At 59.7% G+C, this 15,473-nt stretch carries 14 protein-coding genes; 10 read left to right on the top strand and 4 right to left on the bottom strand.

Features of this window, described 5'->3' with window-relative positions; translation table 11 throughout:
- Positions 1–60: 60 nt before the first annotated feature.
- The 9 genes from HUW52_RS00275 (at position 61) to HUW52_RS00235 (ending at position 9,328) form a co-directional block, all read left to right on the top strand.
- Positions 61–1,455: a TIGR01777 family oxidoreductase gene (locus tag HUW52_RS00275; RefSeq protein WP_175552680.1), complete on the top strand. Its 1,395-nt coding sequence runs from the start codon at positions 61–63 to the stop codon at positions 1,453–1,455.
- Positions 1,456–1,464: 9 nt separating this feature from the next.
- The gene (locus tag HUW52_RS00270) at positions 1,465–3,915 is read left to right on the top strand and encodes an alpha/beta fold hydrolase (RefSeq protein WP_175552679.1); all 2,451 of its coding nucleotides are present in this window, start codon (positions 1,465–1,467) and stop codon (positions 3,913–3,915) included.
- Positions 3,912–4,640, top strand: coding sequence for a hypothetical protein (locus tag HUW52_RS00265; protein ID WP_175552678.1), 729 nt, complete (start codon positions 3,912–3,914; stop codon positions 4,638–4,640). Before HUW52_RS00270 ends, HUW52_RS00265 begins: the two co-directional genes overlap by 4 nt.
- A gap of 88 nt (positions 4,641–4,728) precedes the next feature.
- Positions 4,729–5,184 carry a hypothetical protein gene (locus tag HUW52_RS00260; protein WP_175552677.1) on the top strand — a complete coding sequence of 152 codons (456 nt, stop codon included), beginning with the start codon at positions 4,729–4,731 and terminating at the stop codon, positions 5,182–5,184.
- 4 nt (positions 5,185–5,188) lie between these two features.
- Positions 5,189–5,734: a hypothetical protein gene (locus tag HUW52_RS00255; protein WP_123417719.1), complete on the top strand. Its 546-nt coding sequence runs from the start codon at positions 5,189–5,191 to the stop codon at positions 5,732–5,734.
- Positions 5,721–6,569, top strand: a complete 849-nt coding sequence (locus HUW52_RS00250; protein ID WP_175552676.1) for a type IV pilus biogenesis/stability protein PilW — start codon at positions 5,721–5,723, stop codon at positions 6,567–6,569. The genes HUW52_RS00255 and HUW52_RS00250 overlap by 14 nt, the downstream gene beginning before the upstream one ends.
- Entirely contained in the window at positions 6,566–7,645 is a 1,080-nt protein-coding gene (locus tag HUW52_RS00245; RefSeq protein WP_175552675.1) for a M48 family metallopeptidase, read from the top strand. The genes HUW52_RS00250 and HUW52_RS00245 overlap by 4 nt, the downstream gene beginning before the upstream one ends.
- Positions 7,646–7,712: 67 nt before the next feature.
- Entirely contained in the window at positions 7,713–8,144 is a 432-nt protein-coding gene (locus tag HUW52_RS00240) for a hypothetical protein (protein ID WP_371929232.1), read from the top strand.
- Between the two features lie 98 nt (positions 8,145–8,242).
- Positions 8,243–9,328, top strand: coding sequence for a hypothetical protein (locus tag HUW52_RS00235; RefSeq protein ID WP_256667894.1), 1,086 nt, complete (start codon positions 8,243–8,245; stop codon positions 9,326–9,328).
- A gap of 56 nt (positions 9,329–9,384) precedes the next feature.
- Here HUW52_RS00235 and HUW52_RS00230 read toward each other — a convergent pair whose 3' ends face one another.
- Complete coding sequence (locus tag HUW52_RS00230; RefSeq protein WP_034152070.1) at positions 9,385–9,756, bottom strand: DUF6124 family protein; 372 nt, start codon at positions 9,754–9,756, stop codon at positions 9,385–9,387.
- 585 nt (positions 9,757–10,341) lie between these two features.
- Here HUW52_RS00230 and HUW52_RS00225 point away from each other — a divergent pair.
- A complete protein-coding gene (locus HUW52_RS00225; RefSeq protein WP_016985803.1) occupies positions 10,342–10,725 on the top strand; it encodes a helicase in 384 nt (127 codons plus the stop codon).
- Positions 10,726–10,821: 96 nt separating this feature from the next.
- Here the strand turns inward: HUW52_RS00225 and HUW52_RS00220 are convergent, their stop codons facing one another.
- The 3 genes from HUW52_RS00220 to HUW52_RS00210 all read right to left on the bottom strand — a co-directional run bounded on the left by HUW52_RS00220 (position 10,822) and on the right by HUW52_RS00210 (position 15,316).
- On the bottom strand, positions 10,822–12,222 hold the full coding sequence (locus tag HUW52_RS00220; RefSeq protein ID WP_016985804.1) for an aminoacyl-tRNA deacylase and HDOD domain-containing protein: 1,401 nt from the start codon (positions 12,220–12,222) through the stop codon (positions 10,822–10,824).
- A gap of 79 nt (positions 12,223–12,301) precedes the next feature.
- A complete protein-coding gene (recG, locus tag HUW52_RS00215) occupies positions 12,302–14,377 on the bottom strand; it encodes an ATP-dependent DNA helicase RecG (protein WP_175552673.1) in 2,076 nt (691 codons plus the stop codon).
- Between the two features lie 9 nt (positions 14,378–14,386).
- Positions 14,387–15,316, bottom strand: coding sequence for a hydrogen peroxide-inducible genes activator (locus HUW52_RS00210; protein ID WP_007920331.1), 930 nt, complete (start codon positions 15,314–15,316; stop codon positions 14,387–14,389).
- Positions 15,317–15,473: the final 157 nt, after the last annotated feature.

Raw genomic sequence — 15,473 nt, 5'->3', positions numbered from 1 at the left:
CTGACGACCGCGATTTTCCTTTAAACTCCCCACCCCCAAGGAATGCGCTCAGGACACGGAATGCCAGCCCCCTCTACCTCCCTTCGCCCCGCGTTAGTGCTCTGGCTTTACGCCGCCGCAATCGTGCACATTCTCGCCGGTCTCACCCTGACCTGGGCCGGGCATTCCGGATTACTCGACGGCTATCTGCAAGTTCTCGAACTGGCATTCTGGGGCGACGACGCAGTACCCGTCGCCGGCCACGAACAACAGGTCTGGTGGCTCGCGCTGTTCGGCGCAACGTTGCAAAGCTATTCGTTGTACATGCTCGCGCTGGTGCACTTGGGCAATCGCTTGAAAACCCCGGCAGTGTGGGGCTGGTTGATCGCCGGCATCCTGTTATGGGCGCCGCAGGACATGTGGCTTTCAGCGCAACAGCAGGTCTGGTCGCACCTGTGGCTCGACGGCTTTGCATTGCTGGTGTTGTTGCCGCCGTTGTTCTGGCTGTATCGGCATGACCGCCGAAAATCCCCTTCAGTAAAGACTCCGAGCCAATCCAACCCGTTTGCCGGCGGCGCTTTCAAGCGCGTGCTGATCACTGGCGGCACCGGTTTTATCGGTGAGGCCTTGGTCAACCAACTGCTCGACGCCGGCCACTCCGTCAGCGTCCTGACACGCGATCCGTTGAACGCGGCCAACCTGTTCAACGGCCGCGTCCGCTGCATGCATTCACTCAACGAACTCAGCCACGACGAAGCCTTCGACGTAGTGACCAATCTCGCCGGCGCCCCTGTCGCCGGCCCACGCTGGACTCCCAAGCGTCAGGCGCAACTGCTCGCCAGCCGAGTCGGCACCACCGAAGCGCTGATGACCTGGCTGAAGAACACCAAGCACAAACCCGCGCTTTGGATTCAAGCCTCAGCCATCGGTTTCTACGGCGTGCGAGATGCCAGCGAAAGCCTCGACGAACACGCCAGCAAGGGCGACGGTTTCATGGCCGAACTCTGCGCACGTTGGGAGGCCGCCGCGCAACCGACCACCGACTTCGGCGTGCGTCAGGTGGTGCTGCGTCTCGGTGTGGTGTTCGGCCCGGGCGGTGCGCTGACTCCGTTGCTGATGCCGTTCCGAATGGGCTTCGGCGGTCGCATGGGCGACGGTCGGCAGATCATGAGCTGGGTGCATCGCGACGATGTGCTTCAGGTAATCGCCCGGGCCTTCGACGATGAAAGTTTGCGCGGCACTTACAACATGGTCGCGCCCGAAACGGTCACTCAGGCCGCGTTCGCCGAGCAGGCCGGCAAGGTCCTCAAGCGCCCGGTGTGGTTCCACATTCCTGCTGCGCCAGTGCGCGCGCTGGCCGGGGAAATGGCGGAGCTGTTCTTTGACGGTCAGCGCGTGGTGCCACAACGGCTGACCGAGGCAGGTTACACATTCCGCTATCCAACCCTCGACGCCGCTCTGCGCGATCTGACCTGAGGATCGCTCATGAGCAAGCCCTTGATGTACCTGCTGGCCGGCAACGGCAGCGCCGCCGATTGGTGGGACGATGCGTTGCCGCACTTTCAGCGCTACGAAGTCGTGCCGCTGGAATTGCCGGGCTTCGGCGCCAATCCGCAGCCACCCTGCGAGGATCTCGCGGCCTACGCCGAGACCTTGCTGGCGATGACGCAAAAGGGCAGCGCGATCATGGCGGTCGGGGTCAATGCGTTGCTGGTGTTGCATGCGTTGCAACGTCGGCCCGGGCACTTTTCGCGCAGTGTTTTGCTGGCGCCGGTCGGGGCGTTTTTGTGGCAGCGGCGGCTTCCGGCGCTGATGTCACCACTGCCAATCCGCAAGACCATTCACTGGCTGCTGTCGAACAAACCCACGCTGTTCGCGCGCAAGTTTTCCACCCAGACCTGGACGCCCCCGCAGTACCAGCGCATGGGCGCCGGTTATGCGCGCTGCCGTGCGTTCGTGCCGCATTGGGATCTGATTCGCGCCGACACCGCGTTGCCGCTGCTGGAGTGGATCAGCGATCCGGTCGAGTTGGTTTGGGGCGATCAGGACGCCGTACTCGGCATCGAGCAAGCGGCGGCATGGTCGGCGATTCTTGCCCGCGCCGATCTGACCATCAGCCTCAAACCCGGTTGGGGTCATTACCCGTGGATCGACTCGCCCGCGCAGTTCGCGCAGTGGCTGGAGTCGGGCGAGCGCGGGTTTGTTGCGCACACCAAGGGCGGGCGTTTGCGCTTGGCTGAGCTGGCCCGGCAACCGGTGCCGGCGGCACTGACGCTCAACGATTGCGCTGATCCGCGTCTGCCTGCGTTTCTCGCCGCCCAACCTGACGTGACCTGGGCGGTGCGCTCCTCCAGTTATGGCGAAGATCAGGCCGACTCGGCCAACGCCGGTTTGAGCACAACCTATCTGCGCGAGCCAACCGCCAATGTGCCGAAACGTATCGCCGAACTCACGGCCGAAGGCGTCGAGGAAGTGGTGGTGCAACGCTTCATCACCCCGGTAGTGTCCGGCATCGCTTTCGTGCGCCATCTCTCGGTAGAACTTGAATGGGTGGAAGGCCATCTCGAATCGCTTGCCGACGGTCATGTCAGCCCCTCTCGGGCAACGCTTTCGCAGCTCGGCGATGCGTGGCGCAGCGGCACGTTCACGCCGTCCCACGGCTTGACCGAAGACCTGCTCTGGCACTTTCTGCAAGACGTGCTGCGCGTGTTCCACTACGTGCCCGGCGACGTCGAATGGGCCTGGGACGGCGCGCAACTGTGGCTGCTGCAATACCGGCCGATCAGCGACTACGGCTGGCGCCGGCACCTGACCGCCGCCAACATCGCCGAGATCCTGCCGCCGCAACCGAGCGTTCTGGTGGAATACGCCCAGCGCCGCGCAGCCGCGAGTATCCCGGCAATCATGGCGCGTTGGGATGCGAGGGTGCTGCAGGACAACGAGCCGTTCACCGCCGTGTTCGGCGGCGCGTCCTATATCAACAATGATTTGTTCCTCGCCCGGCTGACCGACTGGGGCATCTGCGCCGCTAACTACGCCGGTGAAGTCGGCGGCGCGACGCCGCATCTGCCGTGGCAACCGCTGAAGATGCTGCGTTCGTTGCCGCTGTTTTTGCGTATGCAACGAAGGGCTCGCAGCCATTTGCTGAATCTTGAAATCGGCTTGCAGCGCTTCGATCGGGAACTGGCCGAACTCGTCGCCCAAATTGCCGATGGCCAACAACTCGCGGACTGGTTCACCCGGTTTTACGTGTTCGTGGTGCAAGGCAATCTGTGCATCGCCACGGCGCTGGCCAGCAGCGGCGGTGATTGGCTGGGCCGCCCGCCGACCGCTTACGACAATCTTGAAAACAGTCCGCATCGATTGCCGTGGGAAACTGATCCGGCCACCCCTCGACCCGCGTCGAGCGAACTGCCGCTACAGCCATTCCCGCAATGGTCAGGGCTGATCCGCCTCGCGCATTCGACCGGCCTGCCGGGCCTGCGCGGCTACTACCTGCAAGTGCGCGAGTGGTATCGCGACAACCTGATGCGCATCTTCTTTCGTCTGCACCACGCCATGCCGCTGGCGGATCGCGAGCACTGGTTCGCACCGCATCCGGATGTGCGCACTCGCGATGGCAGCTTCTGGCAGGACGGTCGCGAAGGTGCGGAGCAGGCCACCGGGTTCATGATTTATCCGGGGCAGGTGCAAGGCATCCTCGGCGCCGACATCCTGCTCGAAGACACCCTTGATCCCGGGCGACATGCGCACTATCAAACAGCGCGGGCGGTGATTGCGCGGATGGGTGGGCGCTTGTCGCATGGCTCGACGTTGTTGCGCGAATTGCGCAAGCCGTCGGCGGTGATGCCGCAGGTAGATCCGGCGTGGGTGGGGTGTGAGGTGTTGTATCGGGATGGTGAGTTGGAATTGATTAATTCGAAGGATGCGAAGTGAAACTACGATACCTCCGCGAATTGATCTTTGGTCTGGTCGCGTTTTTACAGGTGGAATATGTGACTGCCGCAGGTCCTGTATTGGTCGGTAACGAGCCCGGCCAGTCGCCGGTTGCGCAAGGCCCGACCGAGACAGTCGTAGACATGGGTTCGTGTCGGTTCTCCATGCCGCTGCTGCAGAACCAATGGCTGAAGTTCGACGATTTCTATTCGGTATTTATCGCAGCCAAACAACTGCCCAAACCGTCCAGCGCCCCCACCTTGTGGCAAGCGCAGACGTCTAGTGGTGCCGACTGGCACTTCGAGAAACACGGTGACCTGAGCCAGCCGTGGTTTGGTTTGATATGTGAAAACTCGGAGAACTTTTCGCTTCTCACCGACTGGAAACCCCCAGCAGACGATGCGTTTGCGGTGCAAATCCTGCGTGACGACAACGACCGCAGGTGTCCGGCGACTCGTACCGATCAGGGCTGGGTGCCCAACTCTCTGGCGGGTCGTGCGAATACCTACACCTTCGAACAATGGGGAGGGGAGAATTCTTCGGGTTTTATCTTCGGTTTCCACGACAAATCACGACGGCACATTACCCGCATCGCTTTTTGCCTGCTGAGGGGCAAAGACGTGCTGATCGGCTCGGCGGAATCAGGTTCATCCGCCCCGCTGGCGATCAGCAACGAAGGGTTCGAGCAAATCAAGAAAGCGGTGCGCGGCATTGCCTTCGAATGAACATCCCCAAAATGCATTACGTCGACGGAGCTACAGCGTGAAAGGATTTTCGGTTCTTCTCGGCAGCTTGATATTGGCTGCCGCGTCCATGGCATTCGCAGCCGATCCAGTCTTCAAGGATTACACCGTCACGCCCGTTTTCACCGGCCCCAACCATAAGCTGGTGCCGCAAGAGAACAGCAGCCCAACGATGGATCAGGCACGGGTGCAAGCCCTGAAAGGCAAGGTCAACTTCGCCGGCCATTACATCCTGCACAGGCTCGGTTGTGGCGGCAGCGCCATTTGCGGCGAAGTGCTGGACGCTCAGACCGGTGAAGTGGTTGGCGGTCTGCCGAATGCTTACGACGGCAGCACCTTCGGCATGGTCTACCAGCCCGATAGTCGTTTGATCATCGTGTCCGGCATCACGCTCGACGGTGAAGAAGATGCGCAGGGGAATGCTTTGGAAAGTGGTAACCGGGACCGTTACTACGAGTTTGTGAACAATGAATTTCGACTGCTGAGCATGATCGACGTTGAATCGTCGCCGATGGATGAGGAGTGAGTGGATGAGCCGTCGGCTCGCGGGCAGCCTTTCGCTGCTGCTCTCTCTGCCAGCCTTCGCCGCGCCTTCGGACGCCTTTACCCAGCGCGATGTCATGCAGTGCGGCGGTGTTGAAGTGGTGTTGGTGTCGTCCTGCCGATCGGTGACGGTGGATGGTGCGCAAACCCACGTCATCCCGGTCTGCTCCGACCAGACCATCAACATCGGTAGCAAAGTGCTTCGACGCGATATCAGTAAAGTTTCACAACTCATTTCCGACGGTGCGAAGACGAAAATGTTGAGCAATGTTGTTGTGGCGATGGATTGCGTGGAAGGCACCAAGGGCAGTCTTGTTTCGATAGGCGGATATGGCGGTTGTGGTGCCTGCGCGGAGTGGCATGGGTATTACTCGACAGCAGGGCGATTGGAGCAATACAGCTTCGATAATAACCAGCGCTCGTTTGGCTCGAAGGGATCTCGGGACGAGCTGATCAAGGCCTATGGCGTTACGAAGAGACAGCTAATGTCAGAAAGCCCAGCGGTGAAAAGGATCGTCTATGGCCAGCCTTAAGTGGGTGTTGATGATCGGCGGTTTGTTCAGCGCTACCAATGTCTTTGCCGTTGACCCGCCAATAGTGGGAGCCGCCGGAAACACAGTGACGTTCCAGGCTAAAAAATGGACGTCACCCGTCGTGGAATCTACCACTGCCTGGTTCACTGCGAATGGAAAAACGATCCCGTTGTTCCATGCCGGCATTGCTGCCCAGGCTTACCCCGAATGGCTCAGCCCAGACAAAAAAGTTCTACTGGCGACTGCGGTGGAGTACGGCGTAGTCATAGGTGAGAACGGTGAGGAAATAGCGACATCACAAGGGCATTGCGATGTGATCTCGATGGAAACCGGTTGCGTGCTTGCTGAGAGTTACGAGCGGTTTTGTGAGGGTAAATGGGTAGGCAAGCAATGGGTTTCCGATGAGGGCGGGGTGCTCAATCCTGTCTTGGAGACTAAGTCACCCAAGGACCTGCTGAAAAATGCTTCGAGTATCCAGCCTGCGCAGTCCCGAGCAGAGTCCATCGAATGGAGCCTGAGCTTTTTAAGCCCGGAATCCTACATGGCGTGTCATCCCCCGGCGCAAAATGTTCAGACTTACAACGACCTCGGTTTCTACTTGGCCGAGGGCGGCAACGATGAGTTGGCGTTGAAGTTTTATCGAGGCGTTGAAGCAGTCGGCAAACGCACGGTGCTGAAGCTGAACATGGCTGATTCGCTGTGGCGACTTGATCGGCAAGAAGAAGCGCAGCGTTATTACCGCGAGTACCGCGTCGCGATGAGTGCCGCCGGTAAAGCGCAGAAGATTCCGCAACGCGTCGTTGAGCGATCTGAAATTCAGGGACTGAAACAGTGAATACATTTGTCCGCTTTATCGTGTTGAGCCTTGGGCTGCTAACCACTTCATACACGTTTGCTGCTCCCCAGGTCCTCCAGGAAATCCCGGCTAACTTGCTGGGTGATGCATCACGGCAAAAGGTATTTGTTCTGGCAGGGGATGCGGACGAAGCCTCCAACCGGTTGCTGATTGCGCCGGAACAAGCGCGTGACGAGGACATCTTGCTCGATACGTCGAAGGCGCTGCCTCTGATCAAGAGTCAGTACTCGTCCGCTCTTCAGGGTGTCTTCAGCGTCCATGTACTCAAAGGTCGCCCTGGCGTCATGACCGTCATTGATCCACAGGCTGAGGAAGCTGTGGTCAAGCAGCCGTTTGTTGAAGCAGGGGATTACATCGCGCTGGTAACTAGCGAAGAAGATAACGCGGTTTACAACTTCAACCTGTTGTTCGCCTTCAATAGAGGCTCAAACCAGTTTGAGCTGAAAGCTCTGCTGGAAGTGGCGAACAACGACTCCTGTGACCGGTCGCTTGTCAGCGTAGTGCAGTTGCCGGTGCAGACATTGGGCCCAATCACTCTGGCCTCTTTCGATGGGCGTGAGGCGCTGCAGAAGCTGCAGGTTGCTCATACTGGCAGTATTGAGGGCGTGAGAAAGAAATTGATGACCGTCGATTCGACTGATTTGCTGAATATGGCGCTGGCAGCCTACCGAAAGGGTGATGACTCTTCCTTCAAGGATACGATGAGCTACGCGTTGATGGGCGGTGGCTCGCATGACACTTGTCCCCCGGATAGCTATATCGTCGCAAAGTACTACTACCCACAGCGTCCCGGCTGGTCCAATGACCTCGGTTTTCTGCTCGGCGAGGCGGGTTACTACGCTGAGTCGATTGAGTTGCTCAATGCAGTGATTGCCAACCACCCAGACAGGACGGTTGCTTACCTGAATCTCGCTGACAGTTATTGGGCCGTGAACGATAAAGAGCGGGCGGTGGCGGCGTACAAGCAATACGCATCGCGAATGTCTGAAGCGGGAAAAGCTTCGAAAATCCCGGCGAGGGTGGGTGAGCGCAGCGCTGTGGCGCCAGAGGAGTGACCAGCGCTCGTTGAGTTGCTGAAAGCATGTTTTTTATTACCCATGAACCGCTAAAGGAATGTTCGGTTTGAAATTTTCGTCTGTATTGTTTTTCGCATTGCTCGCTTTCGTTCCTCTGGCGGCTCATAGCGAGGTCACGACCGAGGTTTTTTGCTTCCGCTCCTACGAAGGCAACCCCATAAATTTTGAATTCAGAACCTATTACGACTCTGTCGCCAAATGGAGCGGTGCTGGCGTCAAGTACAGCAAGTCGAAAAAGGCTATTGGGCTGGTTCATCGCAGTACTGAACAAGAGGAACTCGTGTATGGCCGGCCCTACCAGTACACGACAACTTGGGTTGAAGTAGTTGATGGCGCACTGACAGGTGAGTATCAGATGGTCACTCAGGGTGGCCGGGTTGATGCGATGTCGTATACGAATTACAAATCTGCAAAGAAGTATTCTTTTGAAAACGATTACAACGTGGATTCGAAACCTGAAACAGGTTGCCAATGGTGAGGCAGAGAATACTCAGGAAGGGGGAACTTAACGTCCCTTTTTTCACATTCAATCAGGCCCGTAAATCATATGCAGGGAGGCAAGTTGAAAAAATAGTCTTGATCGCGTTATTGCTGTGTTCTTTTTCTGTGGCTGCGGCGCCAATGTTTCCGTCCCTCAAGTCCTGCATGGAGGCCGACAGCGGTTGCGCGTTGGCGCTGAAAGACAACTTTCTGGTGGACGCAAAGTCCGGCCGAAGTCTCTCCGAGGAGGCGGAGCCGGCAGGGGTGATGAGTGGTTTCTGGCTGTATCGAGATGGAGACCGGTACATCCTGGAGAATGAAAACTACTCCCGGGCGAAGTCGCGTCGTTGGCTGGTTTTTACCTATGACAGCGGCAAAGTGGTGCTCCACGGCGCATATATTTTTTCTATTCACATTGCCGAAATGGAGGCGTATTGGCATGGCTATGAATGCCGAGGTGATGCCAATCCGTTTGCAGTGCCAACGAAAGACTCATTCAGTGAAACTGCTTTAGAGGCGTTGTGCGGGGACGCCGAAGGCTGGGTCGTCTCGGGTCGGGACACCGAGGTGCCGGTGTCTGCCAAGGGGCTGGCCGTCAGTGTTCCCGTTTATCACGCCCGCAACCGTGACGGTTCAGCGACGTACCTGTTTACTGAAAGCGATGTTCCGGATCTTTCGAAGCTAGTGTGTTTGTCCAATTGCGCCGATGTCACTCAAATACCAGAACGCGTCTCGCAAGAAACAGCGTCATTGCAGGGCGGGCAGGATGGAACGTTGTGCTCCGCCGAAGAAGACATCTACTTCAGCTGTCCTTTGACGGGGGGTAAAACGGTTTCTGTTTGCGCGCAAGGGAACAACAAGCCCACTGCCGGATATGTTCAATACCGTTACGGCGTTCCGGGAAAGATAGAAATGCTCTATCCGCAGAAAAACGTGCCTCCCAAGGGCAAGTTCTTCGTAGTGGATGCGTCGGAAGGCAGCGTTAACCTGAACAACATCAAATTCAAAAAGGGCCCGTATACCTACCTCGTTAATCAGGCGTTTGTGAGTTTTCTGACGGTGCTCAAAGATGACAAGGTGGTGTTCCGGCAGTCTTGCAGCGCGGGTGGTTATTCATTTGTTAGTCGGGTTGCCCGTCAGGGTATAGAGGCACTGCCTAAAAGCGCTGAAGACTTTAGATAGCGAAGACGACTGCAGAAAGGGGATTTAACGTCCCCTTTTTTCATCCACAAACCTCGCTACGGCTTGGCCGCCACGCTTCGCACTTCGATCTGGTCGAGCGTCCCTTCCACCATCAATCTCACCCCGTCCGCCATTCTGCTTAGGGCCAGTGCCACCGAGCGGCGGGAGCCGTGGAGGTCGTCGGCGAGGTCGCAGGCGATGACGCTGATGGACAGGAGGTCTTCGGAGGCGTTGGCCATGAGGGCTTCGGCGTCGGTGCCGGGGGAGAGTTTGAAGAGGCCGTTCTCGCGTTTGGGATGTGGTTCGACGGCTGGTTTGAAATGGTGGTCGAGGGCGCGCTCGGCGGCTTCGTGGAATTTCTTTGATTCCAGGGTTTCGTAGGGCGAAACGTCTGGGTTTTCTGGGGGATTGGGTGTTGGTTTGATCATGGTGCAGCTTCCTGAAGTTATGAGGCCGACACCAGTTCGCTTTGCACTTCGAATAGGTGGCAGCTGTGCGTTGGTGTGCAAGACCGGTTCAGGAACCCGGCAGACCCGAAGGTCTCCGACGCACAGCCGCCATAACGATCGGGAGCATAGGAAAACGCTCGGCGAAACGCCACTAACGATTGTGCACCTGAACCGGACTTGCACGTCCGTATCACCGATTTTGCGGCGACCCACAGAGCCTATCCCCACCGCACCAACTCGCCTAGTTCATGGACAGCACCGCACTTTGCAGGAAATTTCCCATAGATTCGCGGGCCGGAAGATCAAAAGATCGCAGGCTTCGCCGGCTCCTACAGGGATGTGTTTCAACAGGTGTAGGAAAGGTGAGTGGTGAGACGCGGAGCGTCTCGGGATGCATTCCCATGCGGAGCGGGGAACGATCAGTGGGCGAGCGCTGAACCGTGACTTGGTGGTCATCGTGCGGGAAATGGTCCGCATCCTCTTCCAACAGAGTCAGATACTGGCGTTATCGTCCGAATCCCTTACACTGCCCCGGCCGTTCATTTTCCTTTTGAGGCTGTGCGCATGAAATTTCGTTTTCTTCTGTGGATGATGGGTTTGTTGATGGGTAAGGCCAGCCGGACAAATCCTGCGTTCCAGCAGCAGTTGGGTGACAAGGATCTGGTGTTTCAGTTGCAGACGCTGGATGGGAAAGTGGCGCGGCATTTTGTGGTCAAGGATCAGCGCATCACCAGCAAGTCTGGCGTTGTCGCAGAGCCGGCGTTTGCGATTGCGTTTAAAGATGCCGGTTATGGCTTTGCCACGATGCAGGCGAAGAACAAGCAGTTGGCGTTTATGCAGGGGATTCAGGACAAGTCGATCCAGCTCAAGGGCAACCCGGCGCTGGTGATGTGGTTTCAGGGGTTGATGAAGTATTTGGTGCCGAGGAAGGCTAAGCCTAAGGCTTGAGGTGGTCAGTTAGACCGAGTTGGATTCTTCGCGAGCAAGCTCGCTCCCACAGGAGGTCACCGAAACCTTGTGGGAGCGAGCTTGCTCGCGAAGCTTTTAGGCCTGGCTGAACTGCGAGGCCAGTTCGCGCAGCAGGACTTCGGCTTCAAGCACTTTGCTGACGACGTCGTTGGCTTTGTCGCGGGTCAGGCCCACACGTTCAAGCAACGCATCCGGAATATCTTCATCCGGCCCAGAGCCGATCCCGCGGCTACGCAGCAGGCGCACGGCCAGGCAGACGAGGTTCGGGTATTCGGCATAAGCGCCGTCGTAGCTTGGGTCGTGCTGGAAGCGCAGGGCGGTGGCCAGCTCATCCGGCATGTCCCAGTAGCGCATCAGCCACGAGCCGATCTGTTCGCGGCTGATACCGAGCAGGTGTTGCTCGATGTAGCTGTGGCACAGGTGCGGGTTGACCTCCAGGTGGCGGCAGATCAGCGAGAAGTGCGGCGGGAACACGTGGGCCAGCAGCAGGTAACCGAAGTTGTGCAGCAAGCCAGCCAAGTAGGTCAGGCCGGCTTCCGGGCGCTGGGCGCGCGGCATGGCGCGGGTCAGGCCTTCGATGACGGCGGCGGTGTAGATCGACTGCTGCCAGTACGGCGTGGTGTGTTGCGGGTGGTCTTTGGGCAGGCTCAGGGTCTTGCCGAGAGCAAGGCCCAGCGCGAGGTTGATCACCAGATCGAAGCCGAGCACGCGAACGATCGCGTCTTCCACCGAACGGATCTTGCCCGGCGAGGCGTAGTACGGCGACGCCGCCCAGCTCACCACTTGTGCGGCCAGTGCCGGGTCGGTTTCAACCACGCCGGTGATGTCGTCGATGGTGGCGTTGGGGTCAACACGCAGCTTGATGATTTTTTGCGCGGTTTCGGCCAGCGGCGGAATCTCGATGGTCGCTTCCAGACGCTGCTGAATGCGCCGCGCGGTGAACGCTTGCACGGCCTGGGTGATTTCCTCGCGGTCATCGTCCGGGCGGTCGAGGTTCGGGCGGATGCTGCTCAGGGCTTCGCCGAAGTTGGCGGCGCTGGCCTTGGTCAGCATGGTCTTGAAGTCTTCGCTGGCGATTTCCAGCAGCAGGCCCGGCTCGCCGGAGTTGATCAGCAGCTTCGGTTCACGCAGCAGGCTTTCTTCGTAGAGGCACGGCGAGCTGGTCAGCGCCGGCAGGCCTGGCAGCAGGCTCAGGCTGTGTTTGCCGAGCATCTTTTCCAGGCGCTCGGTGGACACGGCGGTGAGGCGCCGGCCAGTCAGTTCGGCGAGGCGGTTGAGGTCGAGCAATTGGCTCTGCGGAAACAGCACCATCAGCGCGCCGACGGCGTCGTCCAGCAACACGGCTTGTACCTTGCGCGATGCATTGAGGCCGTGGTGGTCGAGCACTTCTTCGTAGGCGATGCCCAACTTGCCTAGCAGCAGCCGAATGACAGACGGCGCGTGCGGGGATTCGGGGGCGAGAGCGGCTTCGGTCATGGTCTGTATCCGTTTTTGAAACAATGGCAGGAGTATAACCAGCTTGGTCGGAACGATCTGTCAGAAACTGCGACGGTGCTCACACTTGGCCGTATTGCTGCCCGTGGCGCAACCAGCGATCGAGTAATGGGCTGACGTGGGTTGGCCAGCGTTCCAGCAGGGCTTGGGCCGCGTCGCGGACGGCGGGCAGCAGGTCGGCGTCGCGCATCAGGTCGGCGACTTTGAATTGCAGCAGGCCGGTCTGGCGAGTGCCGAGCATTTCGCCGGGGCCGCGCAGTTCGAGGTCTTTTTCGGCGATGACGAAACCGTCGTTGGTCTCGCGCATGATGCCCAGGCGCTGGCGACCGATCTGCGACAGTGGCGGATGGTAGAGCAGCACGCAATGGCTGGCGGCGCTGCCCCGGCCAACGCGGCCGCGCAACTGGTGCAATTGCGCGAGACCGAGGCGCTCGGGGTTTTCGATGATCATCAGGCTGGCGTTGGGCACGTCGACGCCGACTTCGATCACCGTGGTCGCGACCAGCAGTTGCAGGTTGCCGGCCTTGAATTCGGCCATGACGGCGGCCTTCTCGACGGGCTTCATGCGCCCGTGAATCAGCCCGACTTTCAATTCGCCGAGGGCAAGAGTGAGGTCTTCGAAGGTGGTTTCGGCGGCCTGGCAGGTCAGCTCTTCGGATTCTTCAATCAGCGTGCACACCCAATAGGCCTGACGGCCCTCGGCGCAGGCACCACGCACGCGTTCGATGACTTCGACGCGGCGGGAGTCGGTGACCAGCACGGTGTTAACCGGCGTTCGTCCGGGTGGCAGTTCGTCGAGGATCGAGGTGTCGAGGTCGGCGTAGGCACTCATCGCCAATGTCCGTGGAATCGGCGTGGCGGTCATGATCAGCTGGTGCGGGCACATGCGTCCGCCGACGCCTTTCTGCCGCAGCGCCAGACGCTGCTGCACACCGAAACGATGCTGTTCGTCGATGATCACCAGCGCGAGGTTCTTGAACTGCACTTCGTCCTGGAACAGCGCGTGGGTGCCGACCACCATCGGCGCGCCGCTGGCGATCTGTTCCAGCGCGGTAACGCGGTTCTTGCCCTTGAGCTTGCCGGCCAGCCATGCGACTTCAATGCCCAGCGGCTCGAGCCAGCGCTTGAAGGTGATGAAGTGTTGTTCGGCGAGAATCTCGGTTGGCGCCATCAGCGCGACTTGATAGCCAGCCTCTAATGCTTGCAGCGCAGCGAGGGCGGCGACCACGGTTTTGCCCGCGCCCACGTCGCCTTGAATCAGGCGCAGCATCGGTTCGTGCTGGCTGAGGTCGTAGGCGATTTCGTTGCCGACGCGCTGCTGGGCACCGGTAGGGTTAAAGCCAAGGTTGGCCAGGTATTTCGGCGGCAGCTTCGTCGCTTTCGGCATCGCCGGCGCGCGTAAGGAGCGCATGCTTTCGCGCAGACGCTGTTGCGACAGTTGATGGGTCAGCAGCTCTTCGAAGGCGAGGCGATGCTGGGCCCAGTGATGACCGAGGGCGAGTTCATCGACGTCGGCATCGGCGGGCGGGTTGTGCAGGTAGCGAATCGCATCGGCCAGTGGCGCCAGTTGGTAGTCGCGGGCCAGTTCGGTCGGCAGCCAGTCGGGCAGGGTGTCTGGCTTGAGCATGGTCAGTGTTTGCAGACACAGCTGGCGCAGACGCGCTTGGGTCAGGCCTTCGGTGAGCGGATAGACCGGGGTCAGGGTTTCATCGACTGGCGGCGGTTCGTCACCGGTGATGGCGCGGTATTCCGGGTGGTAGATTTCCAGGCCGGACGCACCGGGCCGGGCTTCGCCGTAGCAGCGAACCCGCGTGCCGCGCTTGAGGCCTTCTTTCTGCGCGTTGCTGAAATGGTAGAAGCGCAGGCTGAGACCACCGGTGCCGTCCTGCAAACGCACAACGAGGCTGCGACGACGGCCCATGACCACGTCGGCACCGCTGACGGTGCCTTCGACCACGGCGTCCTGTCCCGGTCGCAACGCGCCGATCGGCACCACACGGGTGCGATCCTGATAGCGCAGCGGCAGGTGAAACAGCACGTCCTGAAGGTTCTCAAGACCGACCTTGGCCAGTTTCTCGGCCATGGCTTCGCCGACACCCTTGAGTGCCGTCACCGACACTTGCGACAGCTCAGTCATGACGCTCGCTTAACCGGCTGTAACCGGTGCCGCTGGCTTGGCCACCGAACACAGGCGAATGGAGTCGGCGAGGATCTCGATGGCTTTCGGCCGTGGGAAGCTCGCGCGCCAGGCAATGGCCACGGTGCGGAACGGCACCGGCGGCGACAGTGGGCGCACTTCGATCACGCCCGGGGCGTAGTGATGGCTGTCGACCGCCGACAACGGCAGGATCGAGATGCCCAGACCGGAGGCGACCATGTGGCGGATGGTTTCCAGCGAGCTGGATTCGACCGTGGTGTGCTTGGCGCCGTCGTTGCCCTTGGTCAGGGTCGGGCAGGCTTCCAGCACTTGATCGCGGAAGCAGTGGCCCTCACCGAGCAGCAGCAGGCTCTTGTCGTTGAGCAGGCCGGCGTCGATGGTTTCTTTTTGCGTCCACGGGTGCTGGGCCGGCATGAGCACGTAGAACGGCTCGTCGTACAGCGGCAGGGTCAGCACGTCGGCTTCGTTGAACGGCAGGGCGATGATGATCGCGTCGAGCTCGCCGTTGCGCAGTTTGTCGCGCAGCACGTGGGTGAAGTTTTCTTCGATGTACAACGGCATCTGCGGGGCGACCCGGTGCAGTTGCGGAATCAGGTGCGGGAACAGGTACGGGCCGACGGTGTAGATCGCGCCGACTTTCAGCGGCGCAGTCAGCTGGTTCTTGCCGGCCTGGGCCAGTTCGCGGATGCCTTGGGCCTGCTCAAGGACTTTCTGCGCCTGGGCGACGATGCCTTCGCCGACCGGGGTCAGGCGCACGGCGCTTTTGCTGCGCTCGAAAATCAGCACACCGAGTTCGTCTTCAAGCTTTTTCACGCCCACCGACAGGGTCGGCTGGCTGACGTGGCAACGTTCGGCGGCGTGGCCGAAATGCTGCTCTTGGGCGAGGGTAACGATGTAGCGTAATTCTGTGAGGGTCATAGCAAGCGTCCATGAAGATGCGGGCCAAGCATACCGGCTGCAATCGATAGACGCACGTTATCAGACTGAGTGTGGAATGCGACACCGGGCAATGTCGGTTTGCCGCGCGCAGATACGCAAAAGGCACCTTTCGGTGCCTTTTTGGCTGGATCTTCCA

The sequence above is a fragment of the Pseudomonas sp. 43A genome (assembly GCF_013363935.1).
Taxonomy (GTDB): domain Bacteria; phylum Pseudomonadota; class Gammaproteobacteria; order Pseudomonadales; family Pseudomonadaceae; genus Aquipseudomonas; species Aquipseudomonas crudilactis.
This window is presented reverse-complemented; position numbering and strand designations above follow the sequence as displayed.

Coding starts and splice junctions, on each gene's coding strand:
- HUW52_RS00275 (WP_175552680.1), top strand. CDS start 61: ATGCCAGCCCCCTCTACCTCCCTTCGCCCCGCGTTAGTGCTCTGGCTT.
- HUW52_RS00270 (WP_175552679.1), top strand. CDS start 1,465: ATGAGCAAGCCCTTGATGTACCTGCTGGCCGGCAACGGCAGCGCCGCC.
- HUW52_RS00260 (WP_175552677.1), top strand. CDS start 4,729: ATGGCATTCGCAGCCGATCCAGTCTTCAAGGATTACACCGTCACGCCC.
- HUW52_RS00255 (WP_123417719.1), top strand. CDS start 5,189: ATGAGCCGTCGGCTCGCGGGCAGCCTTTCGCTGCTGCTCTCTCTGCCA.
- HUW52_RS00250 (WP_175552676.1), top strand. CDS start 5,721: ATGGCCAGCCTTAAGTGGGTGTTGATGATCGGCGGTTTGTTCAGCGCT.
- HUW52_RS00230 (WP_034152070.1), bottom strand. CDS start 9,756: ATGATCAAACCAACACCCAATCCCCCAGAAAACCCAGACGTTTCGCCC.
- HUW52_RS00225 (WP_016985803.1), top strand. CDS start 10,342: ATGAAATTTCGTTTTCTTCTGTGGATGATGGGTTTGTTGATGGGTAAG.
- HUW52_RS00220 (WP_016985804.1), bottom strand. CDS start 12,222: ATGACCGAAGCCGCTCTCGCCCCCGAATCCCCGCACGCGCCGTCTGTC.
- recG (WP_175552673.1), bottom strand. CDS start 14,377: ATGACTGAGCTGTCGCAAGTGTCGGTGACGGCACTCAAGGGTGTCGGC.
- HUW52_RS00210 (WP_007920331.1), bottom strand. CDS start 15,316: ATGACCCTCACAGAATTACGCTACATCGTTACCCTCGCCCAAGAGCAG.